Origin of the sequence: Acinetobacter sp. YH12112, assembly GCF_013418945.1 — a bacterium.
In the GTDB taxonomy this organism is placed as follows: domain Bacteria; phylum Pseudomonadota; class Gammaproteobacteria; order Pseudomonadales; family Moraxellaceae; genus Acinetobacter; species Acinetobacter indicus.
On record NZ_VPBA01000002.1, the window covers coordinates 61,470 to 86,484 of the forward strand.

The following is a 25,015-nucleotide window of genomic DNA, read 5'->3' on the forward strand; positions in this document are numbered from 1 at the left end:
ATGAAAGGCCAACCATTTCACGTGAAATATCGTGAAATTATTCGCCGAATGATGTTTCTCATTGGTGCGTTATTGGTATTTCGACTAGGAGCGCATATTCCAGTACCAGGCATTAATAATGCCGCACTTGAAAATCTTTTTAATGCAAACTCAGGTACTATCCTGGGTTTGTTTAACATGTTTTCGGGTGGTGCATTAGAGCGAATGTCGATTCTTGCTCTCGGGATCATGCCCTACATCTCTGCGTCGATTATCGTGCAGCTGATGTCAACCGTGGTTCCTTCGCTGGAAGCTTTAAAGAAAGAAGGCGAGCAGGGCAAGCGTAAGATTAATCAATATACGCGCCAAGGTACCTTGTTCCTTGCCTTAGTACAGGCAATCGGGATGTGTGCAGGTCTGATCAGTCAAGGGATTACCTTAACGTCAGGTCTTGCGTTTTACGTTCCGGCAGTCACCTCGCTGGTGGCGGGTACAATGTTCCTGATGTGGTTGGGTGAACAGATTACCGAACGTGGGGTGGGCAATGGTATTTCCATGATCATCTTCGCCGGTATCGTTGCCGGATTGCCAAATCTGATTTTGCAATCGCTATCTTCAGTCGATAATGGTCAAACCAGCCTGATTGGTCTGGTGATTTTTGGTCTGTTGTCACTGGCGGTACTGGCAGCCATTGTGTTTATCGAGAAAGCGCAACGTCGTATTCCGGTAAACTATGCTCAAAAACAGCAAGGTCGTCGTGTATTTACTGCACAGCAAACCCATTTGCCATTAAAAATTAATATGGCAGGTGTGATTCCGGCAATTTTTGCCAGCTCTCTGCTGTTGTTCCCGGCCAGTCTGGGTCAATGGGTAGGAAGTGCGGATCCTGATGCAGGGATTATCAAGCGTAGCTTGCAAGATCTGGCACTCGTATTGTCGCCTGGACAGCCATTGTATTTGGTGCTCTTTGGTGCGTTAATTATCTTTTTCTGTTATTTCTATACCGCGCTAGTTTTTAGTCCGAAAGAAGTGTCAGAGAACTTGAAACGCAGCGGAGCTTATGTGCCTGGTATTCGCCCAGGTGAGCAAACTGCTCGTTACTTAGATCATATTCTCAATCGTTTGACCTTTATTGGTTCGATTTATATCACAGTGGTCTGCTTGATGCCGATGGTATTGCAGAGCTCGTTTGGTATTCCATTCTATTTGGGTGGTACCTCATTATTGATCGTTGTGGTAGTCGTGATGGACTTTATGGCTCAGCTTCAAGCACATCTCACCTCGCACCAGTACGATAATCAAACGTTAATGAGAAAAACGACTGCTCATCCTAAGGGATAAGCGCACTTAGAGGTTTCATCATGAAAGTACAAGCTTCTGTAAAGAAAATTTGTGGTAGCTGTAAAGTTATCCGTCGTAATGGGGTTATCCGCGTAATTTGCAGCGCAGAACCTCGTCATAAGCAGCGTCAAGGTTAATCTGATCAAGACCTGTTGATTTCAGTAGGCTAATTAGGTTATTATCCGCCCCTCAAGATTTTTGTGGGGCGGTTGATTATCTTAACTGCCTTTTTGGAGAAAATTGAATGGCTCGTATTGCCGGTGTAAACATTCCGGATAACAAGCATGCTGTTATCTCTCTAACGTACATCTTTGGTATTGGTCGCCACACTGCTAAGAACATCTTAGCTGCTGCTGGTATCGCTACTACCACTAAGATCCGTGAATTAGATGACGCTCAGCTTGATGCGATTCGTGCAGAAGTTGCTAAGGTTCCGACCGAAGGTGACTTACGTCGCGAAATTTCCATGAACATTAAACGTTTAATGGATTTAGGCTGCTACCGCGGTCTTCGTCATCGTCGCAGCTTGCCTGTCCGTGGTCAACGCACCAAAACTAACGCACGTACCCGTAAAGGTCCGCGCAAACCAATTAAGAAATAAGATTTCTGGAAGCTAAAAGATGGCTAAAGATACTCGCACACGCAAGAAGGTCACCCGTACCGTCTCTGAAGGTGTTGCACACATTCACGCTTCTTTTAATAACACCATTGTGACTATTACCGATCGTCAAGGTAATGCACTGGCTTGGGCCACTTCAGGTGGACAAGGCTTCCGTGGATCACGTAAATCAACTCCGTTTGCTGCTCAGGTAGCTGCTGAAGTTGCTGGTAAAGCTGCTTTAGATTACGGTTTGAAAAACTTGGACGTCCTTGTAAAAGGTCCTGGTCCAGGTCGTGAGTCTGCGGTTCGTGCATTAGGTGCAGTGGGTTATAAAATTAACAGCATTACCGATGTGACTCCAATTCCTCACAACGGTTGCCGTCCACCTAAAAAACGTCGCGTGTAAGGAGAAACATTCATGGCTCGTTATATTGGTCCAAAATGCAAACTCTCTCGCCGCGAAGGGACAGACCTGCAACTAAAATCTGGCGTTAAACCATTTGACGTCAAAACTAAAAAACACGCTAAAGCTCCTGGTCAACATGGCCAAGCGCGCGGCAAACAATCTGAGTATTCACTACAATTACGTGAAAAACAAAAAGTACGTCGTATGTACGGTGTTTTAGAGCGTCAATTTAGTAATTACTATAAAGAAGCAGCTCGTGTTAAAGGCGCAACAGGTGAAAACTTGTTGAAATTGCTTGAAAGCCGTCTTGATAACGTTGTTTATCGCATGGGTTTTGGTTCTACACGTGCAGAAGCTCGTCAGCTTGTATCTCACCGTAGCATTACTTTGAATGGCCGTCGTGTTAACATCGCGTCTATCCAAGTTAAAGCTGGTGACGTGATCGCAGTTCACGAAGGTGCTAAACAACAATTACGTATCAAAAACGCAATTGAATTAGCTGCTCAACGTGGTATCCCTTCTTGGATGGAAGTTGATCACGCTAAATTAGAAGGTACGTTCAAAGCTGCACCAGATCGTTCTGATTTACCTGCTGAAATCAACGAAAGCTTGATTGTAGAATTGTATTCTAAATAATCCTTGAGGTAGCAATAATGACGCGTACTGCAAATGAGTTTCTAACTCCGCAAGCGATCAAGGTCGAAGCGGTTAGCGGGACCTCGGCAAAAGTTATTCTGGAACCATTAGAGCGTGGCTTTGGTCATACTCTTGGTAATGCTTTACGTCGCATCCTTCTTTCTTCTTTACCTGGCGCAGCTGTGGTTGAAGTTGAAATTGAGGGTGTTGAGCACGAGTACAGTACCTTAGAAGGCTTGCAGCAGGACATCGTCGAGCTCTTGCTGAACCTGAAAGGATTGTCTATTAAGCTATTCGATCAAAATGAAGCTTATTTGACATTGGAAAAACAAGGTCCAGGTGACGTTACTGCAGCTGACCTTCGTTTACCGCATAATGTTGAAGTGGTTAACCCTGAACACTTGATCGGCACTTTAAGTGCATCAGGCGCGTTAAAAATGCGTTTGAAAGTGGCTCAAGGCCGTGGTTATGAAACATCTGACTCACGTTTCCCAGAAGGTGAAACTCGCCCAGTGGGTCGTTTACAGTTAGATGCTTCTTATAGCCCGATCAAACGTGTGTCTTACATCGTAGAAAATGCGCGTGTAGAACAACGTACTGACCTTGACAAGCTGATCATTGATCTTGAAACCAACGGTACTGTTGATCCTGAAGAAGCAATCCGCAAAGCGGCAACAATCTTGCAACAACAAATTGCAATCTTTGTTGACCTTCAGAAAGATCAGGCACCTGTGGCTCAAGAACCTCGTGAAGAAGTTGACCCAATTTTGCTTCGTCCAGTAGATGATCTAGAGCTTACTGTTCGTTCTGCTAACTGTTTGAAAGCAGAAAATATTTACTACATTGGTGATCTTGTACAGCGCACCGAGGTTGAGTTACTTAAAACACCTAACCTGGGTAAAAAATCGCTTACTGAGATCAAAGATGTTCTGGCATCGAAAGGCTTGCAGCTCGGCATGCGTTTAGAGAACTGGCCACCAGCTAGTCTCCGCATGGACGACCGCTTCGCTTATCGTAGCCGTTAATTAAGTAGGACTATTCACCATGCGTCATCGTAATAGTGGTGTGAAATTAGGCCGTACCAGCAGCCACCGTAAGGCGTTGTTCCAAAACTTAACCAATGCTTTAGTTGAGCACGAGTTAATTAAAACAACTTTGCCTAAAGCGAAAGAACTTCGCCGCGTTGCTGAGCCTTTAATCACTTTAGCTAAAAACGATACAGTTGCAAACCGTCGTTTGGCGTTTGCTCGTACTCGTAATGCAGCAACTGTTGGTAAATTATTTACCGTTCTTGGCCCTCGTTACAAAGAACGTAACGGCGGTTATCTACGTGTTCTTAAAGCGGGCTTCCGTGCAGGTGATGCTGCACCGATGGCTTACGTTGAACTTGTAGATCGCGAAGTTAAATAATTTCGCAAGAGCAGTTCAGTTGTTCTAAAAAAGGTCGGTTTTTTAAACCGGCCTTTTTTTTATGGCCAGTTGTCAGACAATTTTTCTGTTGTGTCCCGAATTGATATAAATTTTATCGCTTTTTATCAAACTTGACATTGAGTATTGTCAAATCTGTGCTTTAATAAAAACAGAACGTTGAACAGGTATAAAAACAAAATGGACAAGCATGTTGATATTCTGATTGTGGGTGCGGGCATCTCTGGTATTGGTCTGGCCGCGCATCTTTCCAAACACTGCCCGCAGCGCACCTTTGAAATTATCGAGCGTCGTGAGAGCTTTGGGGGCACTTGGGATTTATTTAAATATCCGGGTATTCGTTCCGATTCGGATATGTCGACCTTTGGCTTTAATTTTAAGCCCTGGACGCAAGACAGCATTCTGGCTGATGGCGCTTCAATTAAGAACTATCTGTCAGAAGTGATAGCAGAGTATCAACTGAAATCCAAAATTCATTTCCAGCATCGGGTGCTGTCTGCCAATTATGATAGCCAGACCCAGAAATGGTCTGTCGTGATTGAAAATGCACAGGGCAAAAAACAGACCTGGATCGCCAATTTTGTTCTGGGGTGTACCGGTTATTACAATTATGATCAGGGCTTCCAGCCGGATTTCCCGAATCAGTCGGCATTTAAAGGTACTTTTATTCATCCACAGCATTGGCCGGAAAACTTCGATTATTCTGGTAAAAAAGTGGTGATTATTGGCAGTGGTGCTACCGCTATTACCTTGGTGCCTGCAATGGTCAAAGGCGGTGCAGCGCATGTCACCATGCTGCAGCGCTCACCGACTTATATTGCCTCTATTCCATCGGTGGATTTTATCTATAACAACATGCGCAAGGTGTTGCCGGAGGAGCTGGCTTATAAGCTGACGCGGGCACGAAATATTGGTATGCAACGCGGTGTGTATGCGCTGGCACAGAAACAGCCGAAGCTGCTGCGTAAATTTTTATTAAAGTCAATTGAGATGCAGCTGAAAGGCAAAGTGGATATGAAACACTTTAGCCCGAGCTATAATCCATGGGATCAGCGTCTGTGTGTGGTGCCAGATGGAGATTTGTTTAAAGTGCTGCGTGAAGGGCAGGCCAGTGTTGAAACCGACCAGATTGAAGCCTTTACCGAACAGGGCATCCAGTTAAAATCTGGCAAACATCTCGACGCAGATGTGATTGTGTCGGCTACCGGTCTGCAAATTCAGATTTTAGGCGGGGTTAAAGCCACCATTGATCATCAGCCTTTGGATACCTCGAAACATATGCTGTATCAGGGTGTGATGGTCAGCGATGTGCCGAATATGGCCATGATTATTGGCTATATCAATGCCTCCTGGACTTTAAAAGTTGATATTGCTGCGGATTATATCTGCCGTCTGATTAATCATATGGATCAGCAAGGCTATACCGAAGTGATTGCGGAAGGTGATCCTTCAGAGTTGATGGAAGACACTGTGATGGGCAGTTTAACTTCGGGTTATATTGCCCGTGCCGCGAATGTGATGCCAAAGCAGGGTAAACATGCACCTTGGCGGGTGAGCAATAATTATCTAAAAGACCGTAAGGATTTAAAACAGGCTTCATTTGCTGATCCGGTGCTGAAGTTCCGTAAAGCAGTCAGTGAGTCTGCACGTAAACCTAAACTGGTGTCTTAAGCACACATCATCATGATCGTGCAATGAACAAAGGAAGCTCAATTGAGCTTCCTTGTTGTTTATATCGGGTTCTACGCTTGTAATGCGTTATAGGGAGCGGGAAATCAGCTCTTTCATAATTTCATTGGTACCGGCATAAATCCGGTTGGCGCGATTGTCTAAATACGCACGGGCAATCGGATATTCCAGCATATAGCCATAGCCGCCATGCAATTGCAGACATTCATCCACCACTTTGGAAAACAGCTCCGAGATTTTGTATTTGGCCGCCGCTGCTGCATCAACACTTAGCTGATCTTCGAGCTGCAGTTCCATACACCGGTCCAGATAGGCGCGGCAGAAATCAATTTCAGTGCGCATTTCCGCCAGTTTAAAGCGGGTATTCTGAAAGGCGCCAATCGGTTTGCCAAAGGCTTTACGTTCTTTGGTGTATTGCAGGGTATGCGCAAAGGCTGCTTCGGCACCAGCCTGGCAGATAATCGCCACAATCATGCGTTCCCAGGCCAGCTCTTTCATCAGCATGATAAAGCCCATACCTTCCATCCCGAGCAGGTTTTCTTTGGGCACTCGCACATTATCAAAAAACAGCTCGCAGGTGTCCTGACCTTTCATGCCAATTTTATTCAGCGGTTTGCCTTTGCTAAAACCGGCACGATTTGCCTCGACCATAATCAGCGACAGGTTGGCCGAACCTTTGTCGCTATTGCCAGTTTTACACACCACAATCGCCATATCGCATAAATAGCCATTGGTAATAAAAATTTTAGAGCCGTTAATGACGTATTCATCGCCCTCTAAAACTGCCGTGGTGCGTACTGCCTGTAAATCTGAGCCTGTGCCCGGTTCGGTCATGGCAATGGCGGTGACCACTTCACCTGTCGCCATTTTCGGCAACCAGTACTGTTTTTGCTGTTCGTTGCCAAAGTTATGAATATAGTTGGCGACAATATCGGAATGCAGCGAGAAGCCGGTGGCCGAGTCGCCAGCATAGGCCTGTTCTTCAATCAGAATCATACTGTAGAGGCGATCTACCCCGGAGCCACCATACTGCTCTGGCATGGTGGTACACAGCAGCCCCAGTTCACCGGCCTTGTTCCATAAATCGCGGTCTACATGCTGTTGCTGTTCATATTTTTCCGTATTCGGCAAAACTTCCTTTTCATAAAATTTGCGCACCGTATCGCGGAATGCCTCATGCTCACTCTGAAATAATTTTCGTGGCAACATGTTGTTGAGTGGGCGAATTGCAGCAGATTGCATGGTTAGAGTTCCTTCACTTATTTTTATGCCTTGAAACTAAAGCAAACTGAGCCGGCAGTACAATGTGCAGAAACATCATTTCTGGCTTTTTGCTGGCGGTTTTGGTCAGTCCGATAAATTCATCGAAACTTTTTCTGGGCTGGGTTAAACTAATTGCGATATCAATATGATGTGGACAAAACCATGAGTGAAGACATTAGCTTAGAAGAGCGTAAAGTGATTTATCGTGCCCGTCGCGGTTTAAAGGAAATTGATGTCTACTTTGATCCTTATGTGAAAAACTATTATTTAACCGCTGATCCGGAAGAAAAAGCCACGTTTGCGGCGCTGGTTGAACAGGAAGATCCGGATTTGCTGGACTGGTTTATGGAAGTGTCTGAACCGCCACGCCCGGAAATGCGCGAGCTGATCCGTAAATTAAAACACTATGTCCACGGCTAAGCGCGACTTTCAGCTGAAACCGAGCCGTCTGGCGCTGCTGTTTCAGCTGAGCCTGCTGATCCTATTTTCTGTTTTAAGTTTTCAATTATTACATCCGCTGCTTTGGCTGCTAGGTCTGCTCCTGGCGGCTGTCAGTTATTACGGGTTTCAGCGACGCTCCCAATTAACCGCCTTGGCGCATTTAGATGGGGCAGAGTGGAGTCTGCAGTTTAATTCTGGCTCCAAGATTCAACGCGGTCTGCTCGAGCATATTCTGGATCATCAGCTGTATCTGGTGCTGTATTTTCATCATGCACCGGTCAAATCTGCAGTCATCTGGCGTGACCAAGTTTCGTTTGCAGAGTGGAAAGCCTTAAAAACATTGGCAAAAACCATCTAATTGTCAGACAGTTGTATATTTTAATATAAAAATAAGATATTGATTTTAAATAAATTTATAAAGTCTATCATTTTATTTGTCCTACACAGTCACGGTAAATTGGCAAAAAATACCGATTGTTGGACAAAAGCCTCTTGTGTTTGAAAATTATCCAGATATATTAAAGACACCAACAGCAAACAGGGAAATCGCCAGGGTGATCGCCACGTGAATGTTTCTGGTCATCGCAATTGTGTTCAATTGTGGCTGGATGATGAGGAAGCTTGCTGAAGGAACGAATTGCACCAATAAAATGCCCGTAATTGGGTTCCAGTTAATAAGTAGCATGTGCTGAACCGTCGCAATGCTACTTTTTTTTTGCCTAAAATTTGGCTTTCCTGCAAATTCAGTCAATTTTCTTGCCCGCTTTTCATGTCAAAGTACAGCTCTCAGATTAGAGTAAATGCTCTTTTATTCAGATAATGCATCTGATATGTTTGTTGCCATGGACATAAACACAATTATAGAGGACAGGAAAATGTCGCAAGTCCAAAAAATCTGCCAGGGTGTGGCGGTTATTGCATTCACAACAACACTTCTTTCTGGCTGTTCACAAGTGGTGAAAACCGGTGCCAATGTGGCTTTAGGTTTTACAGAAAAACATATTGTTCCTCCCATTCTGGCCATGGATGATGCCGAAATGGTCTGTAGCAGTGGTAATTCCCTGACTCCTGCAATTATGGCCACCAAAGATATGGGTGCAGACCCGACCCGGGTTGCGGTGCTAATGTATTCAGCCGCCGGTATCTGTGCGGAAAACCGTGCCCTGGATGCCGAGCTGCGTTATTTGCGTGCTTCAAAAGCCGGACAGGTCAGTGAAGCGCAAGATGCCCGGATTGAACAGAAACGCTGGGCGGCCATTGCGGCACAGCGCCAATATACCGGTTATCAGTTATTTCAGAATCGCTGGGAAAAGAAATACAGAAAACCACTGGGTGAAGGCTGCCCGAAAATGAATAGCGATATTGATCAGACCGTATATTTGCTTGGCATGATCAGCGGTTTGCAGGCCATGACCAATGATATTAACTCTGGCGGTGCGGTGCATGTGCCCAAAGATATTGCTGCCGTGGTCGAGCGTGGCATGACCTGTCTGAACAACGAAAAGTTCTGGGGTGCACCACAAGCCACCCGTGCCGTGATCTGGACCTTGTTGCCAGGTGCGGGAGAGGGCAAACCGGAGCCGTATCAGACCCTGAAACAGTCGATGCAAATTGGCGAGCAGAAAGGCGTGCGCCTGTCGCATGCTCTGTATGCAGTGGCCGCGCAGGCCAGCGGCGATGATGCCAAAATTCGTGATGCGCTAAAATCATTTGCGGCTGCACGCACCGAAGAAAAACCGATTAACCCACAATTCAAGTTAATTGACAGTATGGCCGCCACCATGGTGCAGGGGATTTCTGACCGTTACTGGACTGAAAATACCGGGGTACGTACTGCCGATGATGGCATGAGCCGTTTCTGGGATGAGCAGGACAATGCGTCTGAACTGGATGATTTATTTGGTGAAGATACAAGCGCTGATCCAGATACGGAACTCAACAATCTGTAAATAGTCGCTACGAGGAGGACGCTTTATACTTAAAAGATTCAACAGGGACAACGACATGACACTTCATTTTTTCAGTAAGAAAATTATTTTTATTGCCGTGTTTATGTCGCTGGCGGCCTGTTTGCAGGTGTTTGCGGATCATTTTATTTATTGGCGTCCTGCTCTGTTACAAGAATTCTGGCGCTTGTGGACAGCGCATTGGGTGCATGTGGGCTGGGTGCATTATCTGCTGAATATTCTGGCCTTTGCCTGTTTGCCTTTTATTTTTCCGCGGGTCAAAACCTGGCATTTTGTCAGCCTGTTATTACTATTACCTCCGGCCATCAGTTTCAGTTTCTATGTCCTGTTTCCACATATTGAAGCCTATGCCGGCCTGTCTGGGGTGCTGCATGGAGCCTATATGGCGGTGGCAGTAGTGCATCTGCTTGATGCTCAAGAACGCCGGTTTGCTGCGCTGGTATTGCTGCTGATTCTGGCCAAACTGCTGTGGGAAAATACCTTTGGCAGTAAGGAAACGGCCGAGCTGATTGGTAGCCCGGTACTGGTCGAGGCACATTTGCTGGGCGTGATCTGGGGTGCGGGATTGGCGATTGTCTATCTGATCTATACTTACAGCTTGAAAAAGTGATCCGGTTGACCATTTCTACCAAAAAGAAAATGAATATTGTCATTTTAAATGAATGTACTTTGATGCACATTCGAAAAGAATGACAACAAGATTTGAATAGCAGCAGGATGGCTGCTTGCTACAGGATGCGCGAAATACGGCCCTGTTGCCGTTTCCGAAAATAAAAAAACAGGAAAAAATATGTCAAATCAAGGACAACGCAGATCCGGACTGGATCTGCTCAGATATATATGGACAGAATGGATTTCTGCCTTTGTGATTCTGGTGCTGCTGCTGCTGACGCTGATCATTGGAACCGGTGAGATGATTCACGGCCAGCTGTTGCGTATGGGCGAACGTCTATACGGTGATCCTGCCACCGGCATGCAGTATTCATTCTTGCGCGCTGAACCAAGTGCCCCTGACTGTGACCGTAATCCAGATATTGACGGCCAGGTGCAGGCACAAATGAAAGCTAACGCGGCCGATGAATTTGCCGATATTTTTGGAACCCCGTCTGAATCGGATGTGCGTGCCTCAATTATGGCCGCGCAGCAGGTCTGTGAAGAAAAATATGTGTTTTATGATCAGGCTGTGCAGCATATGCAGGCGCATCCAAGTTTACGCACCTATCGCAGTGTAGAAACCACTTTCTTTGGCATCTTTAAATTTGGTACGGAAAACCGTGCCTTGCTGCTGGTGTTGATGGTGGTGTTTGCGGCGATTAGTGCCACTTTAAAAACCCATCATATTGGTTTGCGTGGGCCTGCCACACGAATTGATTATCGGATATATACCACCTGCATGACCGTGGCCAATGCCTTTCTGGCATTCTCGGCCTATAGCCAGTATCGTTCGGTGCTGAATTCCGGGGTACCGATGACCGGTGAAATGCAGATCATTTACTGGTTGTGGATGATCCTGTTTAGTGCGCTGACCCTCATCAGTTTATGGCAGTTTGTTCGTCCGCCTGCACCAACGCGAGAAGGCGGCAGTCTAGGTCTGGCTTTCCTGAGTGTACCGCTGTATGCCTATATGGCCATTATTACCGGTATTGCCTTTACCTTCTTCATGGATTATCCAATGGGGCAGGGGATTTACCTGGGCCAGCTGGTGGAATTCTCCAGCATCTTCCTGAATCTGGCGCTGTTTATCTGGGCCGGTATGCTGCTGAAGCAGACCCGTGTGGTGGATAAATTCCTGAACATCATGCGGCCATGGAATCTGGCACCAGAAACCCTGACCTGGTTAATCCTGATTGGTGCAGCATTACCGACAGCCTATACCGGTGCCTCGGGGATTTTCGTGATCGCGGCCGGTGCCATCATTTATAAAGAAGTCTGGAATGCTGGCGGTCGCCGTCAGTTTGCTCTGGCAGCAACGGCACTGTCCGGTTCGATGGGGGTGGTATTACGTCCATGTCTGCTGATTGTGGTCGTTGCCTCTTTAAACAAGGAAGTCACCACCGATGTGCTGTACCACTATGGCGTGTATGTATTCCTGCTGACTACAACAATTTTCCTGGTGGTATCGCTGTTCTTTGCTGAAAGTAAGTTCCGGATTGCTTCACCAGCTGTGGCTGCACCACGATCTTTACGTGCCATGGGTGCGGTGGTGCCGTATGTGATTATTTTCGTGCTGATCTGGATGTTCTACAAATATGCGCTGGACACCAACCTGAACGAATTTACCGCGCCGGTGATGATGCCTGTGATTCTGCTGTTAATTGTCCTGTTTGATAAATTGCGGCATGAACCGGCGCCAATTCCACCAGTAGGTCATTGGGATGAAAGCCTGACAGCAAAATATACCGATTCATCGCAACCGGCGCTGGCGACCGCTAGTGCAGTCAGTGGTGTGGAATACCGCGATGGCGTACATACTGCAACTGAGGATACTGGCATGTCGGCGGATCATAGCGTGGCGGTGTCCGAGCCGGAGCGTGAGGTTGGCTTCTGGAAGTCGATGCACATTTCCATTAGTGAAACCGTGGGGCATATTGGTGCACTGGTGATTTTGATGGCCTTATCGGTCAGTGTCGGCGGCTTCCTGGAACGGATTGAAATCATGGAGGCTTTCCCGACCGATATCAGTAGTACCTTTATTGTGATTAGCCTGATTGTACTGGTGATGGTACTGGTCGGCATGATTATGGACCCGTTTGGTGCGGTCATCCTGATTTCTGCCACGGTGGCACCGGTGGCCTACCAGTATGGGATTGAACCGGTGCATTTCTGGATGATTACCCTGATTGGCTTTGAAATGGGCTATATCACCCCGCCGGTCGCGCTGAACCACTTGCTGGCGAGGCAGTCGATTGGCGATAAAGAAGTGGCGGCGGCAGATGCCGAAGTGCGCCACAAATCCTTCTACTATCGTTTTGAGCGCTGGATTCTGCCGATTCTGGTGATGCTGCCAGCGATGCTGATCATTGCCTATGTACCATACTTCTTTAAACTGTTTGGCTGGTATCAGTAAGCCAGCCGTTCAACCGTGATGATGACCATACCCTGATCTTTTGCGAAAGGTCAGGGTATTTTTATGGCGCCTGTGTAGGACTGGCTTTTTTAAACAGCGGGCTGCACAGTAAAATCGCAATTAAAATCAGGCCAAAGCCGAGCAGGCTAGACAGATCTGGCAATTCCTGCCAGAACAAAAAGCCCCAGATGCCGGCAAAAATAATCGCAATATAATTTACCGGCCCAATCTGACCAGCAGGTGCCAGACTATAGGCCCGCGACATAAAAATCTGGCTGATATTGGCCAGCACCCCGGCACTGATCAGCAGGCCCAGTTCACTCCATTGATAGCTTCGCCATAGCCAGAACATTGGAATGACTGAAATCAGGGTGCCAATCAGGCAGAAATAAAACACAATCCGTTCTGGTGGTTCGGTTTGCGTCAGGGCGCGCACAGTGACAAAGGCGATTGCGGCCAGAAAACTGGCGCCCAGACCAATGATCGACAGATGATTGAACAGGCCGGCATCTGGTTTGGCCACACAGAGTACGCCCATTAGACCAAACAGGGCGGCGATCAGCATGGCTGCACTGACTTTTTCTTTCAGGAATAACCAGGCAATGAGCGGAATAAAGATCGGGGAAGAATAGGTAAACACCATCGCATTGGACAGTTTAAGCTGGGCAATGACATAGAAAAAGCCATACATCGCCAGCAGACCGACCACACTACGCCAGGTATGCATCCACAGACGCCGGGTTTTAAAAAAGCCGAGGCCTTTATTGAACAGCAGCGGCAGAAAAATAAACAGGCCAATAAAATTACGGAAGAACACAATAGTGGCATTGTCGACCGTATGCGAGGCGTAGCGGATACACACGCCCATGAGCGAAAACAGAAAAGCAGAGAGGGTGAGTAAGCCAATGGCTTTGATCAGATCATGCTGAGGCATGGAGGCAGTCATCATCAACCCGGGCGAGGAATAAGGATGTATTCTAGCCGATTTAACGCAGACTGCCGGTCATAATTATTGCTGTTTGAGCTGGGCTTCGAGCAGCTGAATCTGTTCTTCTTTCAGGCGAATCAGTTCATCAGCATCGGCGTGCTGGGCATTGAGCAGCGCGGCCTGATCATCTAGCTGTGCCTGCAGATCTTCCAGTTTGGCCATTTCTTCTTTGGCCAGGGTCGCGTTGGTAGCAACCGGCTGTTTCAGAATATCTTCACTCACCAGTTGCTGTGGTACTTCTTCCAGCTGCACCGCTGGTTCTGCTTTGGCTTTAGCCGCAGGTGCGGCCGGCTGACTTAGCAGCTCGGCTTCAGGTGTTACCTCTGCACTCTGGTTTTGGCTCATCCATTGATAAGACAGCACCACAAGTACGATTACGATCAGGCCCCCAATAATGGCCCATAATAGTTTTGAGCTATTTCTCTGATCAAGCGTCATGAATAAATGAACCTTAATTTTTTTACTTAGGATGACGTGGTTTAAATTGAATCACACCCACTTCATCAGGCGCTGCCGGTGGCTGAGGTTCATCGACATGGGTTGGGCGATTTTCGCTATAGCCACAGTCGATACATTCAATCCATTCATCATCACCTGAGGTCAGCATGACCACCCGATCCATAGCCTGGCATTTTGGACATTTTGCGCCTGCAATGAAACGACGTTTGATGGTCATCATACTGATCCTGTGTTCAAATTAAGGCCCTAGTTTAAGCGTTTTTAATTGGCTTCGTCCAACCTTGATGACGCAATAATGCATCTATTTTTGGCTCGCGTCCTCGGAAATTGATAAACGCGTCAAGTGCTGAATCTTTTCCGCCAACTGCTAGAATAAACTGCCTGAACTGCTTTCCGGTGTCGGTGTTAAATACCCCTTCATTTTCGAAGCGATCGAAGGCATCGCTGGCCAAAACTTCGGCCCATTTATAGGAATAATAACCGGCCGCATAGCCCCCGGCGAAGATGTGACTGAAGCTATGCTGGAAGCGGTTGTAATCGGTGGTTGGCACCACTGCATATTTATGCCGGATTTCATTCAGCACATCCTGAATCTGGCTGGCGGTCAAGGCTGGGGTCATGCGGTGAATATTCAGGTCAAACAGGGCAAATTCCAGCTGGCGCAGGGTCTGCATGCCGGACTGGAAGAAGCGCGCATTCAGCAGCGCCTGCAGTAAATCATCCGGCAGGGTGGCCTGTGTGTCGATGTGCTGACTGAGTACATCCAGGCTTTCTTTGTCCCAGGCCCAGAATTCCATAAACTGGCTTGGCAGTTCCACAGCATCCCAGGCTACGCCGTGAGTGCCGGCCACCGCAATGTTGTCGACTTCCGTCAGCATATGATGCAGGCCATGCCCAAATTCATGGAATAAGGTCAGTACTTCATCATGGGTCAGTAAGGCCGGCTGATCCCCCACGGGCGGGGTGAAGTTACAGACCATATAGCAAATTGGCTGTTGCAGGCCCTGGCTTTGCTGCATGCGCGAACGGAAACCGCTCATCCAGGCGCCGCCGCGTTTGCCCTGACGGGCATACAGGTCAAAATAGAAACCGCCAATTACCTGACCCTGATCTTGCAGTTCAAAATAACGGGCGTCTGGATGCCAGACTGGTGCTTCACGCTCGATAATATCCACATCGTATAGACGTTTAACGATGCTAAATAAGCCATCAACCACTTTTGGCGCCGGGAAATACGGTTTCAGTGCTTCCTGAGACAGATTGAACTGGGCCAGTTTCAGCTTTTCTGAATAGAAACTGGTATCCCACGGTTGCAGCTGCTGAATGCCATCTGCTGCGGCAATGGCTTTCAGTTCGACAATTTCCTGTTCAGCCGGCTGACGGGCATGTTCGGCCAGCTCAACCAGGAACTGCTCAACTGCTTCGACACTTGGTGCCATTTTGCTGGCTAATGACAGTTCGGCATAGTTGTTAAAGCCGAGCAGCTGGGCCATTTCCTGACGCAGGCTTAAAATTTCTTCCATCACCGCGGTATTGTCAAAGGCCTGATCGGCCGACTGGTCAGAAGCACGGGTGGTATAAGCCTTATATAACTCTTCACGCAGGCTGCGATCTTCAGCATAGGTCATAATGGCCAGATAGGACGGGAAATCCAGCGTCGCAACCGGCTGCTCCAGCTCACGTTGCTGGCCATACTGCTTGAGTAATTCCACACTGCTGGCAGGCAGGCCGGCTAGTTGTGCTTCTGTGAGCGGTTTAAAGTAAGCCTGTGTTGCATCCAGTACATGGTTGGAAAAGTCAGAGGACAGCTGCGACAGGCGCGCTGAAATTTCCGCATAGCGTTTTTTCGCTTCACCTTCCAAGGCCACACCTGACAATTTAAAGTCACGCAGCGCCAGTTTAATTGCGCTTTGTTGCGCTGCGGGTAAGTCATTAAACGTCACTGCATCATGAACCTGCTGATAGGTCTGATACAGCACCGTGTGCTGACCGAGCTGGGTATAGTATTCGCTCAGGCCAGGTAACAGTGCCTGATAGACTTCACGGGTTTCGGCATTGTTCATCACCGCATTCAGGTGCGAGAGTACGCCCCAGCTTTCGCTCATCTGGTTTTCCAGATGATCGACCTGCGCCAGAACCTGCAACTGTGCATCGCTACTGGCCGGAATGTCTTGGAGTTGCTGTAAAAAGGCCTGCCCTTGGGTGATGGTCTGTTCAACCTGTTGTTTTAATTGGGGCAGCGTAATCTGGTCAAACTGGGGTACTGGCAGGGTTGCCTGTTCTAATGTCATTTCTTTTTCCATGTTGAAGTCCTGTCTTAGCAATAGATGTAGGGCCTCCAGCGTGGGAAATCAAGCGGTGTGTACAGAATTGCTCAACTTCATACAAAAAAGAGCGCCGTGGCGCTCTGTTTCTGATCGGGCTGCTTAGTCCAGCTTGGACTTGGCATTGGACTTTTTCTTTTTCACTTTGGCTTTTTTCTTGACCTTGTCTTTGCTTTCAGCCTTGGCGGTGACTTTTTTCGCCGGCTTTTTGCCATAAGAACTCGGCTTGGATTTGGCCTTTTTCTTCTTCAACGGCTGTTCGCCATCTTCACTCACGGCAAGCTTGACTGGACGATCATGAAAGATTTCTTCGGTGGCTTCAGCACGCGGCGCGGCTTTGGCCACGCGTGGTGCACGGCTGCGGATCGCGCGGCCAGCATGGGTCAATTGTTTGACCAGCTCGAAATCAATCTTGCGTTCTTCCAGGTTGACTCCGGCCACTTTAACTTTGACTTCATCGCCCAGACTAAAGGTCTGACCGCGTGACTGACCGACCAGTGACTGGCTGGCCTGATCAAACATAAAGAAGTCATCGCCCAGCTGGCTGACGTGAATCATGCCATCGACATACAGGTCTTTCAGCGTGACAAACAGACCAAATTCGGTCACGGCAGAAATCACCCCGACAAATTCTTCGCCTAAATGCTGCTGCATATAATGACATTTCAGCCACATGGTCACAGAGCGGGAAGCTTCATCGGCACGACGTTCGGTTTGCGAGAAATGCTCACCGGCATCATCCAGCGCGGCACCCGAAATCGGATATGGTTTCTGGGCCAGATGCGCTTTAATGGCACGGTGCAAGAGTAGATCCGGATAACGGCGAATTGGCGAGGTGAAGTGAGTATAGGCTTCATAGGCCAGACCATAGTGGCCGGCATTGGCCGCGCCGTAATAGGCCTGCATCATCGAGCGTAATAGCACCGCATGAATACTTGGCGCATCAATGCGGTCTTTGGTGGCATCAATCACGGCCTGATAATCGGCCTGGGTTGGCTGTTCCGGGAAATTCAGCCCCAGCAGTTTTACAAATTCACGAACTTTCTGAATCCGTGAAAACTCAGGTGGCTCATGCACACGGTACAGCATTGGAATATCATTTTTGAGCGCAAACTCTGCTGCTGCCACGTTGGCCAGCAACATGCACTCTTCAATCAGTTTATGCGCATCATTACGGGTTCGTGGCAGGATTTCCTGAATTCCGCCGAGTTCGTCGAAGGTCATATAGGTTTCGACGGTTTCAAATTCCATAGCATGACGCTGGGCACGTAAACCTTTGAGTACCTGATACAGCTGAAACAGGGTATTCAGCGATTTGCGTACATCCCGGTCTTCCGGAATGGCAGCGCTGTCGCCGTCAAAATATTGCGCCACCTGGGTATAGGTCAGACGGGCTTTGGAATGCATTACCGCAGGATAGAATTCGAATTTGGTCACCCGGCCGGCACGGGACAGGTTCAGGTCACAGACCATACACAGACGATCTACCTGCGGATTCAGCGAACATAAGCCATTCGATAAGGCTTCAGGCAACATCGGCAAGACAAAATGCGGGAAATAGACCGAAGTGCCGCGTTCCTGGGCTTCATCATCCAGCGGTTTGCCCGTGCGCACATAGTGGCTGACATCGGCAATCGCGACCACTACGCGGTAGCCGCCCCCTGGACGTTTTTCTGCATACACCGCATCATCAAAGTCGCGGGCATCTTCACCGTCAATGGTGACCAGAGCTAAATCACGTAAATCGACCCGGCCTTCACGGTCTTTGGCCGAGGGTTCTTTAAAACTGTCGGCATCTTTTAAGACATTGTCCGGAAATTCATATGGCAAACCAAACTCTAAAATGGTTTGGGGAATGATGATTTCGGTGTCGGCTTTATCGGCCATCGACTGCACCACATGTCCCGTAGCAAATTCTTCACGGCTTGGATAGTCATCAATGGCAACGCGGACCGAATCGCCCAGATTCAGTTTGGCGTGTTCAACCAGTTCTTTTTCTAAAGTCACCGGCTGATGGCTGTTCGGATTGCCCGGCTGAATAAAATATTCACCGTCATACATCGACAGTTTACCAATGATCTGTTTCACGCGGCGCTGCTGGACTTCGGTAATAAAGCCCCAGGCTTTGCCTTTGCGATCGACCGAGGTCTGGCGTACTTTAACGCGGTCGCCATTAAACACCAGACGCAATTCACGCTCGGGTAGCAGGATGTCATTTTGTCCGTCAATATGGGCAGAACCCAGTCCCTTGCTATTAATGTAGACCGTGGCTTCATGGGTAGGCTGCTCGGCGGCAAGCTGGAACTTGAATCCGTCTTTCATGAGCTGGCCATCACGCACCATGGCAATTAAGCGGTGGCTCAGGGCATCAATACTTTTCTGATCGGCAATTTCAAAATATTCAACCAAGTCGGCATGCGACTGGGCCTGTTGCAGTTTTTCAATACTTTCAAGAATCAGTGTGCGACTTGGAATCGGATTATCGTAACGTTCGGCTTCAGCTTTTGCTTCAGGATCGACCCAGTTTTTCATCATGTCTTTGGCTTCAAGTCAGAAGATAGGTTTAGCATAAGTCATGCAGCGTCAGACTGCACGTAAATGATTGCAATAATGTGTTTTAAGTCTTTATTTTAAGATGATTGCGAGTAGATAAAATCACATTCCCTGTAAATTTGCAGAAAATGCCAGGCTAGAAGCAATAAATTGTTTAAAAAATATTTAATTGAGCAAAAAACTGCAAAAAATAGAGTGACTGCGCTTGCAGTGCTACAGTTAAATTTGTATTATGGCGGCACGTTACGGTGAGATGGGTGAGTGGCTGAAACCACGTCCCTGCTAAGGACGCATACGGGCAACTGTATCGAGGGTTCGAATCCCTCTCTCACCGCCACTTTACTTATGTCGCGCTCATAGCTCAGCTGGATAGAGCACTTGGCTACGAACTAAGGGGTCGGGAGTTCGAATCTCTCTGAGCGCACCAATAAGTAAACTGGGAAATAACGTAGTCTAATATAGACGACACAAGTGACGCGCTCATAGCTCAGCTGGATAGAGCACTTGGCTACGAACTAAGGGGTCGGGAGTTCGAATCTCTCTGAGCGCACCAACTTGAACAATTAACCGCACATGTTGCGGTTTTTTTGTGCCTGCAATTTGGCTACTCAGCTGCATCAGCCGGCTTCCTTATTTGTTACAATTTCAACTGCAATTTAAAACCTGTATAAAATCAGCGTACAAATACATGATTTGTCCAATATCTATCCATTTGGTTGCATTTTTATGAAATAAGACTTAACAAATACCGAAAAGCCCGTATAATGCACCCCATCAAGACGTCGCGCTCATAGCTCAGCTGGATAGAGCACTTGGCTACGAACTAAGGGGTCGGGAGTTCGAATCTCTCTGAGCGCACCAATCTTGATAAAGAATTCTGAAAAAACCGCACATGTTGCGGTTTTTTTGTGTCTATAATTTACTAAAACATTCCCGCATTATTTGATCTTCTGTTGAATCTTTAAGGTCAGCACGGTATTGCCACCCAATGCCGGCAGCAGCTCGTGATACGGCATACTGCGCATGGCGCGTAATAAAAACGGTGCCTGCGCATCAATGTTCATGGCGCTGGTCACATTCAGTAAACTGCCCTCGGCTTGCGGCAAAATCTGCATGCCGCCTTGCACATAGCGTAAATCTCCCCCCACCGCCTGAAACTGCTGCTCCAGAGCGCCTTGTGCCTGAAAACGCAGTTTAAAATCAAACGGAATCTGAATCACGCCCAGTCCGACCGAAATTTTATAGTTGGCATCCAGCTGCCGGGCAGAGGGCTGCTGAATATGAACTTTTTTAATTTGCCGTGGAAACAGGCGCTGGTAGGCTTGCGGTTCAAGCCAGGGTTTTAGCTTGCTTGCTGGCTGGGCATAGTATTGATAGCTGCTGCTAAAACGCATGACTTCCTGCTTTGCGCCATAGGACACCTGATAGGCCGGCAAAATAAAGGATACGGGTTGTTGTGATTTCTGGCTGATCTGCCGGATTTTGTTCATCTGGCTGACACTTAATTCAGGGGCTGGTACGTCACCGGCGGGTAAGGCTCGGGGTGTTGTGCTTTTAAATTTACGTTGCAGTGCTTCCAGAATAAAGGCATTGGTGCCGGCCGGCAGGCCCAGTTTGGCATCGGGCAGGGCATTCAGGATGGTACGAAATAAAAAGCCTTTGGGCTGCGCCAAATCTCCCCAGTGCGTGACCGTGACCAGCGTCTGATGGGCCGACAAGGCAAACCATTCTATTTTTCCGGCGCCATACGGAATGGGTGCGTCAATCACCAGGGTTTCAATACTGTTGTCGGTGCGCTGATGTTGCAGAATCACATCGTCTTTAAAGTTCAGCACCGGAATGGGCGTGGGAATATGAATCCGGTATTTGACCTGACTGATGTGCTGGCGCTGCTCCAGCATCTTGGCGCTTTTTAAGGTCGGAAACAGCTGGGCATAGCCTGAATAATCACTGAGCAGCGCCGCAACTTTGTGACTGGGCACTGGCAGCACCACCGCAGCACTATAAAATTTACCCCGTTTTGTGGATGCGAAAGTTGGCAGCTGAATCGGTTGCGCGGCATGCGCATAAATCAGAATTCCATCTCCGGTCAGCGCGGCCAGCTGCTCGGCACTGCTGCCATAGCCTTGTAAACTGCCTGGCATTTTTCCTGTCCAGCGAACTAAACTGGCCCAGGCAGAAACCGGCAGCAGCAGACTGCAAAGCAGGGCGATCAATCGGGTGTGCGTCTGTGGCATAAAACATCCTGTTTTTGCTGTGGAGGTGAGCGAATCATCCCGTTTTGAATCGGGTTATTTTTTGAATGGTGGTTGCAGCATCATCATGACAGCACTGGCGAGAAAAAGAATAAGGAAATCACCTATTCTAGTGTAATATTTAGCGTAATTTAACTGATTTGATGATGAGCCGATGTCGGAACTCAAGCCTGCCTTGTCGCTACGTTATTTTTTAAATCTGGAAGAATCTCAGGATGGCTTTGCTCTGGCCACCTTTGGTAAAAAACAGTTTACCCGTTTTATTACTCCATTAATTAGTGTCGGGATTATTGCCTGGGGCATTTATTTGGGCCTCGATGGCGTGGGCCGTTACTATCTGGCGCTGGGGGTATTTTTTCTGGTGCTACAGATGCTGATGCGCTACTGGTTCCTGCCGATGATGTTTAAGCGTCAGTTTGTCAAATACCAGTTTGGAAAAAGTGAGCAGGGCATTGCGCTGTATCAGGATTATGCCGAGATTTCTGCCAATGGCCGTGACAAAGTGGTGCATTATAACGAAGTGCAGAATTTTGCTTCAGGCAAGTTGACCTATATGATTGAGCTGAAAAACCGCATGGTGATTATTGTGCCAAAACGCGTGTTTGAAAGCACAGCCGATCAGACCCTGTTTGAAAATACCTTTAAAAAATAAGCCTGTTAAAACCATCACATCATAAGAGGGAAGATCATGAATACACGTCCATCGAAAATTGTCTGTGTGGGTCGCAGTTATGCGGATCATGCCAAAGAACTGGGCAATGCGGTTCCTGATCGTCCGGTGCTGTTTATTAAACCGCCGAGCAGCCTGCGTCCGTTATCTGCCGGGATTGCCTGGAATCCGGCCTGGGGCAGCTGCCATTATGAATGTGAACTCAGCCTGCGTATTGACCAGCCCTTAAAGGCAGAAACCGATCCGCAAAAAGCCTTGCAGGCCGTGGGGGCGGTGACTTTGGGGCTGGACCTCACCTTGCGTGACTTGCAGGATGAACTGAAACAGAAAGGCCATCCATGGGAACGAGCCAAAGCCTTTGATGGGGCTTGTGTACTGGCAGACTGGGTCGATGTTGCAGAAATTAATGACTGGAAAGATGTGCACTATATGCTGCATATTAATGACGAACTGCGTCAGCAGGGGCATACCGCGCTGCTGATTTTTGAAATTGGTGCGCTACTGGCTGAAATTAGCCACAGTTTTAGTTTGGAGCAGGGCGATGTGGTAATGACCGGTACTCCGGCCGGGGTGGGTGCCTTAAAGGCCAATGACCAGTTAAGTATGCGTTTGCAGGGCAAAACCCGGGAATTTGTCTGGAGCACTTTTGTTCAGGCTTAAGCCGTATATCCAGGCGAAAAGGACTACAATTGCAGTCCTTTTTTATGGAGCTTTTCGAGCCTTTCTGGTTTCAGTCTTTGAGTAAATCCTGAAACTTGCTGTGCAGCTTCATCAGTTTGGGTGGAATTACAAAGTTACAATAGCCTTGGGTCGGGTTGTTGGCAAAGAAGTTCTGATGATAGGCCTCTGCCGGATAAAAACGCGGTGCAGCCGTCACTTCGGTGACCACCGGGATGCCTTCTGCCTTGAGCTGCTGGATCATCTGTTCGGCCTGTTGCTGCTGCTCCGGATTTAAATAATAAATCACCGAACGATACTGGCTGCCGACATCATTGCCCTGACGGTTAAGCGTGGTCGGGTCATGGGTGGCAAAGAACACATTTAACAGCTGGGTATAGCTGATTTGACTGTCATCGAAATCAATCAGAATGACTTCAGCATGGCCGGTATCACCATTGCACACCGCTTCATAATTTGGATTGTCCATCTGGCCGCCGGCATAGCCACTCACCACTTTGGCCACACCGCGCAGTTGGAGAAATACCGCTTCGGTACACCAGAAACATCCACCACCAAAAATTGCCTGTTGCATAGGGTCAGCCTTCTGTTTTCAATCGTTCATAAAAAAGGCCTGCAAAGGTGCAGGCCGGTGCAGTATTAACGCGGTTGTACGGCACTTTCCAGCTGAATCAGCAAATTGCCATAACGATCCAGCAGTTTCAGGGTTTTACCAAAGACCTGATAATGGGTCACTTTGGCCAGTGCTTCATTGAATTTCTGATCAATGCCATTGCTGTTGAGGCAGGCCATACGGGTGCCAGCCATTTGGCTTAGCGTTAGCGTGTCACGGCCGGCGCTGTAGCTGCCCATAATCCGGTTACAGCCATCGGCACCGCTAACGCGTTGGGTGGCGCTATCAAATTGCAGGCTTGGAATATTGTGGGCAGTCGGTTCGGTGCGAACCGCGGTATTGCCAATCTGGGTCACAATCCAAGTGCGGTTTTGCAGCTGGACAAGATTGACAGTTTCAACGGTAGCACCCGGGGTTGGTAAAGTTTCACAGCCGCTAAAAACTAGGGCTGAACCTAAAAGGGCAACGGCAGCAAGATGTTTAAGCATATGGATTTCTCTTTATTTTAAAGCTGATGGATGTATCTAAACCAATTTTAAATTTGATCGCCAGTTAAAATTGTATCATTGATTTGACGGAGCGCCAGGAGCGGATGGCGCGGGCAAACCCTGCCGGATTAGTGCTGAAAATTGTGCACTATCCAGCTGGCCCGGCTGTTCCACACGCGGATTGATATAAGCGCGCTGATACCAGCTTTCAATGCTCAAGCTCTGCTCAAGCGCCTGTAAATCATACAAATAATTGGGTAAATAACCCGAAGCTAGCAGGCGATAATCGGTGGGCAAGGTCTGGTTGGATACTGCCTGCACCATGTCAAAGACCAGGGTAGTGCAGTTACTGGTCAGGGTGTTATACCATTTGGGCTGTTGTGCCAGTTCATCGGCTTTGGCCAGATATTCTAGAAACAGGGCTTTTTGCATGTCCCGTGGCATCTTCAGCGGGAAAAAATAGACCTGTTCGCCGCGAATATTACTGCGGGTATAGATAATATCTTTTTCATCCGCTGCCACCAGACTCAGTTCATATTTGCGGAAGAATCCGCCCAGCGAAGAAAATTCTTCATGGCGTTCTTTGCGGATTTCAATCGAAAAAGTTAGCGGTGCGGCATTGGCAAAATCGAAACTGACCAGGGTGTGGGCAATTTGTGGTCCCATCCAGTAGGAAGTGATGATGTTGACGCCCCGAATCTGGTTCAGGTCATAATGGCGACTTTCCCAGCGCTGCTCGTAGGAACCATCGCTGTGCCAGTTAAAGTTACGCACATTGTGCAGAATGACCTGATCGCCGTGACGCTCGGAATGTAACAGCTGCGCCACTTCGGGATTCCAGTCGCGGTCCTGGCGAGGTGGCAGGCCAAAATACCAGAGCTGGCTGCACAGAAACACCAGCAGATAAATCAGCACATCCAGTTTACGGCTAATCAGATGCCGGCTGATATAGATGCCCAGAATGCTCATGGCAAAGGCAATCCACAGGCCAATCAAGATCCGGCTAAACAGCAGTCCAAACGGCTGCTGAAACCACAGGATCAGCACCAGCCAGATCGAGCTGCCAATTACAAACAGGCTAAACAGGCCATGCAAACTGCCTTGAATCAAACGCTGTGCCAGTTCGGGCTGTTGGGGTGTCTGCATGCTGATGAATTCATTCAGAAAAA

At 48.0% G+C, this 25,015-nt stretch carries 26 protein-coding genes and 4 tRNA genes; 19 read left to right on the forward strand and 11 right to left on the reverse strand.

Features of this window, described 5'->3' with window-relative positions; translation table 11 throughout:
- The 8 genes from secY to FTU50_RS01070 all read left to right on the forward strand — a co-directional run bounded on the left by secY (nucleotide 1) and on the right by FTU50_RS01070 (nucleotide 6,062).
- Nucleotides 1-1,320 (forward strand): preprotein translocase subunit SecY, encoded by a 1,320-nt coding sequence (secY, locus tag FTU50_RS01035; protein WP_171065119.1) that lies wholly within the window; start codon nucleotides 1-3, stop codon nucleotides 1,318-1,320.
- A 20-nt stretch (nucleotides 1,321-1,340) separates the two neighbouring features.
- On the forward strand, nucleotides 1,341-1,457 hold the full coding sequence (gene rpmJ, locus FTU50_RS01040) for a 50S ribosomal protein L36 (protein ID WP_000867907.1): 117 nt from the start codon (nucleotides 1,341-1,343) through the stop codon (nucleotides 1,455-1,457).
- Nucleotides 1,458-1,564: 107 nt separating this feature from the next.
- Nucleotides 1,565-1,921 carry a 30S ribosomal protein S13 gene (gene rpsM / locus FTU50_RS01045; protein WP_005012957.1) on the forward strand — a complete coding sequence of 119 codons (357 nt, stop codon included), beginning with the start codon at nucleotides 1,565-1,567 and terminating at the stop codon, nucleotides 1,919-1,921.
- A 19-nt stretch (nucleotides 1,922-1,940) separates the two neighbouring features.
- Nucleotides 1,941-2,327: a 30S ribosomal protein S11 gene (rpsK, locus tag FTU50_RS01050; protein ID WP_001040166.1), complete on the forward strand. Its 387-nt coding sequence runs from the start codon at nucleotides 1,941-1,943 to the stop codon at nucleotides 2,325-2,327.
- Between the two features lie 12 nt (nucleotides 2,328-2,339).
- Complete coding sequence (gene rpsD, locus FTU50_RS01055; protein ID WP_016658534.1) at nucleotides 2,340-2,963, forward strand: 30S ribosomal protein S4; 624 nt, start codon at nucleotides 2,340-2,342, stop codon at nucleotides 2,961-2,963.
- Between the two features lie 17 nt (nucleotides 2,964-2,980).
- Complete coding sequence (locus tag FTU50_RS01060; protein WP_005180245.1) at nucleotides 2,981-3,988, forward strand: DNA-directed RNA polymerase subunit alpha; 1,008 nt, start codon at nucleotides 2,981-2,983, stop codon at nucleotides 3,986-3,988.
- A gap of 19 nt (nucleotides 3,989-4,007) precedes the next feature.
- Nucleotides 4,008-4,373, forward strand: a complete 366-nt coding sequence (gene rplQ, locus FTU50_RS01065; protein ID WP_004754212.1) for a 50S ribosomal protein L17 — start codon at nucleotides 4,008-4,010, stop codon at nucleotides 4,371-4,373.
- 198 nt (nucleotides 4,374-4,571) lie between these two features.
- Nucleotides 4,572-6,062, forward strand: a complete 1,491-nt coding sequence (locus tag FTU50_RS01070) for an NAD(P)/FAD-dependent oxidoreductase (protein ID WP_005180241.1) — start codon at nucleotides 4,572-4,574, stop codon at nucleotides 6,060-6,062.
- An 87-nt stretch (nucleotides 6,063-6,149) separates the two neighbouring features.
- Here the strand turns inward: FTU50_RS01070 and FTU50_RS01075 are convergent, their stop codons facing one another.
- Entirely contained in the window at nucleotides 6,150-7,322 is a 1,173-nt protein-coding gene (locus tag FTU50_RS01075; RefSeq protein WP_075167404.1) for an acyl-CoA dehydrogenase family protein, read from the reverse strand.
- A gap of 183 nt (nucleotides 7,323-7,505) precedes the next feature.
- Here FTU50_RS01075 and FTU50_RS01080 point away from each other — a divergent pair, with 183 nt between their 5' ends.
- On the forward strand, nucleotides 7,506-7,763 hold the full coding sequence (locus tag FTU50_RS01080; protein ID WP_005180238.1) for a succinate dehydrogenase assembly factor 2: 258 nt from the start codon (nucleotides 7,506-7,508) through the stop codon (nucleotides 7,761-7,763).
- Nucleotides 7,750-8,142, forward strand: a complete 393-nt coding sequence (locus FTU50_RS01085) for a hypothetical protein (protein ID WP_005180237.1) — start codon at nucleotides 7,750-7,752, stop codon at nucleotides 8,140-8,142. Before FTU50_RS01080 ends, FTU50_RS01085 begins: the two co-directional genes overlap by 14 nt.
- Before the next feature lie 147 nt (nucleotides 8,143-8,289).
- On the opposite strand, the gene FTU50_RS01090 is transcribed toward FTU50_RS01085, so the two are convergent.
- Nucleotides 8,290-8,535 carry a hypothetical protein gene (locus FTU50_RS01090; protein WP_180062598.1) on the reverse strand — a complete coding sequence of 82 codons (246 nt, stop codon included), beginning with the start codon at nucleotides 8,533-8,535 and terminating at the stop codon, nucleotides 8,290-8,292.
- Nucleotides 8,536-8,659: 124 nt separating this feature from the next.
- Here FTU50_RS01090 and FTU50_RS01095 point away from each other — a divergent pair, with 124 nt between their 5' ends.
- From FTU50_RS01095 to FTU50_RS15690, 3 genes are all read left to right on the forward strand, one after another.
- Complete coding sequence (locus tag FTU50_RS01095; protein ID WP_163145409.1) at nucleotides 8,660-9,733, forward strand: hypothetical protein; 1,074 nt, start codon at nucleotides 8,660-8,662, stop codon at nucleotides 9,731-9,733.
- Nucleotides 9,734-9,788: 55 nt separating this feature from the next.
- On the forward strand, nucleotides 9,789-10,361 hold the full coding sequence (rrtA, locus tag FTU50_RS01100) for a rhombosortase (RefSeq protein ID WP_160240943.1): 573 nt from the start codon (nucleotides 9,789-9,791) through the stop codon (nucleotides 10,359-10,361).
- A gap of 1,014 nt (nucleotides 10,362-11,375) precedes the next feature.
- Complete coding sequence (locus tag FTU50_RS15690; RefSeq protein WP_373685462.1) at nucleotides 11,376-12,818, forward strand: TRAP transporter large permease subunit; 1,443 nt, start codon at nucleotides 11,376-11,378, stop codon at nucleotides 12,816-12,818.
- A 61-nt stretch (nucleotides 12,819-12,879) separates the two neighbouring features.
- Here the strand turns inward: FTU50_RS15690 and FTU50_RS01110 are convergent, their stop codons facing one another.
- The 5 genes from FTU50_RS01110 to rnr all read right to left on the reverse strand — a co-directional run bounded on the left by FTU50_RS01110 (nucleotide 12,880) and on the right by rnr (nucleotide 19,124).
- The gene (locus FTU50_RS01110; RefSeq protein ID WP_373685460.1) at nucleotides 12,880-13,767 is read right to left on the reverse strand and encodes a DMT family transporter; all 888 of its coding nucleotides are present in this window, start codon (nucleotides 13,765-13,767) and stop codon (nucleotides 12,880-12,882) included.
- A gap of 60 nt (nucleotides 13,768-13,827) precedes the next feature.
- A complete protein-coding gene (locus FTU50_RS01115) occupies nucleotides 13,828-14,244 on the reverse strand; it encodes a hypothetical protein (protein WP_075167410.1) in 417 nt (138 codons plus the stop codon).
- Nucleotides 14,245-14,266: 22 nt separating this feature from the next.
- Complete coding sequence (locus FTU50_RS01120; protein ID WP_171065117.1) at nucleotides 14,267-14,476, reverse strand: YheV family putative zinc ribbon protein; 210 nt, start codon at nucleotides 14,474-14,476, stop codon at nucleotides 14,267-14,269.
- A 40-nt stretch (nucleotides 14,477-14,516) separates the two neighbouring features.
- Nucleotides 14,517-16,556: a M3 family metallopeptidase gene (locus FTU50_RS01125; RefSeq protein ID WP_168408463.1), complete on the reverse strand. Its 2,040-nt coding sequence runs from the start codon at nucleotides 16,554-16,556 to the stop codon at nucleotides 14,517-14,519.
- Between the two features lie 135 nt (nucleotides 16,557-16,691).
- The gene (rnr, locus tag FTU50_RS01130) at nucleotides 16,692-19,124 is read right to left on the reverse strand and encodes a ribonuclease R (RefSeq protein WP_104483961.1); all 2,433 of its coding nucleotides are present in this window, start codon (nucleotides 19,122-19,124) and stop codon (nucleotides 16,692-16,694) included.
- A 265-nt stretch (nucleotides 19,125-19,389) separates the two neighbouring features.
- Between rnr and FTU50_RS01135 the strand changes: the two genes are divergently transcribed.
- From FTU50_RS01135 to FTU50_RS01150, 4 genes are all read left to right on the forward strand, one after another.
- Nucleotides 19,390-19,479: transfer RNA gene (locus FTU50_RS01135), tRNA-Ser, on the forward strand.
- Between the two features lie 13 nt (nucleotides 19,480-19,492).
- Nucleotides 19,493-19,569 (forward strand) — tRNA-Arg (locus tag FTU50_RS01140).
- Nucleotides 19,570-19,618: 49 nt separating this feature from the next.
- Nucleotides 19,619-19,695: transfer RNA gene (locus tag FTU50_RS01145), tRNA-Arg, on the forward strand.
- A 231-nt stretch (nucleotides 19,696-19,926) separates the two neighbouring features.
- Nucleotides 19,927-20,003 (forward strand) — tRNA-Arg (locus FTU50_RS01150).
- A gap of 77 nt (nucleotides 20,004-20,080) precedes the next feature.
- Here FTU50_RS01150 and FTU50_RS01155 read toward each other — a convergent pair.
- Nucleotides 20,081-21,379: an SRPBCC family protein gene (locus tag FTU50_RS01155; RefSeq protein ID WP_168381471.1), complete on the reverse strand. Its 1,299-nt coding sequence runs from the start codon at nucleotides 21,377-21,379 to the stop codon at nucleotides 20,081-20,083.
- Between the two features lie 172 nt (nucleotides 21,380-21,551).
- Between FTU50_RS01155 and FTU50_RS01160 the strand changes: the two genes are divergently transcribed.
- Together FTU50_RS01160 and FTU50_RS01165 are read left to right on the forward strand one after the other, a co-directional pair.
- On the forward strand, nucleotides 21,552-22,049 hold the full coding sequence (locus tag FTU50_RS01160) for a YcxB family protein (RefSeq protein WP_005180217.1): 498 nt from the start codon (nucleotides 21,552-21,554) through the stop codon (nucleotides 22,047-22,049).
- Nucleotides 22,050-22,085: 36 nt separating this feature from the next.
- Nucleotides 22,086-22,727 carry a fumarylacetoacetate hydrolase family protein gene (locus FTU50_RS01165; protein ID WP_180054762.1) on the forward strand — a complete coding sequence of 214 codons (642 nt, stop codon included), beginning with the start codon at nucleotides 22,086-22,088 and terminating at the stop codon, nucleotides 22,725-22,727.
- A gap of 70 nt (nucleotides 22,728-22,797) precedes the next feature.
- Here FTU50_RS01165 and msrA read toward each other — a convergent pair whose 3' ends face one another.
- From msrA to FTU50_RS01180, 3 genes are all read right to left on the reverse strand, one after another.
- Nucleotides 22,798-23,319, reverse strand: coding sequence for a peptide-methionine (S)-S-oxide reductase MsrA (gene msrA, locus FTU50_RS01170; RefSeq protein WP_005180210.1), 522 nt, complete (start codon nucleotides 23,317-23,319; stop codon nucleotides 22,798-22,800).
- A 65-nt stretch (nucleotides 23,320-23,384) separates the two neighbouring features.
- A complete protein-coding gene (locus FTU50_RS01175; protein WP_180054760.1) occupies nucleotides 23,385-23,846 on the reverse strand; it encodes an META domain-containing protein in 462 nt (153 codons plus the stop codon).
- 75 nt (nucleotides 23,847-23,921) lie between these two features.
- Complete coding sequence (locus FTU50_RS01180; RefSeq protein WP_180069284.1) at nucleotides 23,922-24,992, reverse strand: DUF4105 domain-containing protein; 1,071 nt, start codon at nucleotides 24,990-24,992, stop codon at nucleotides 23,922-23,924.
- Nucleotides 24,993-25,015: the final 23 nt, after the last annotated feature.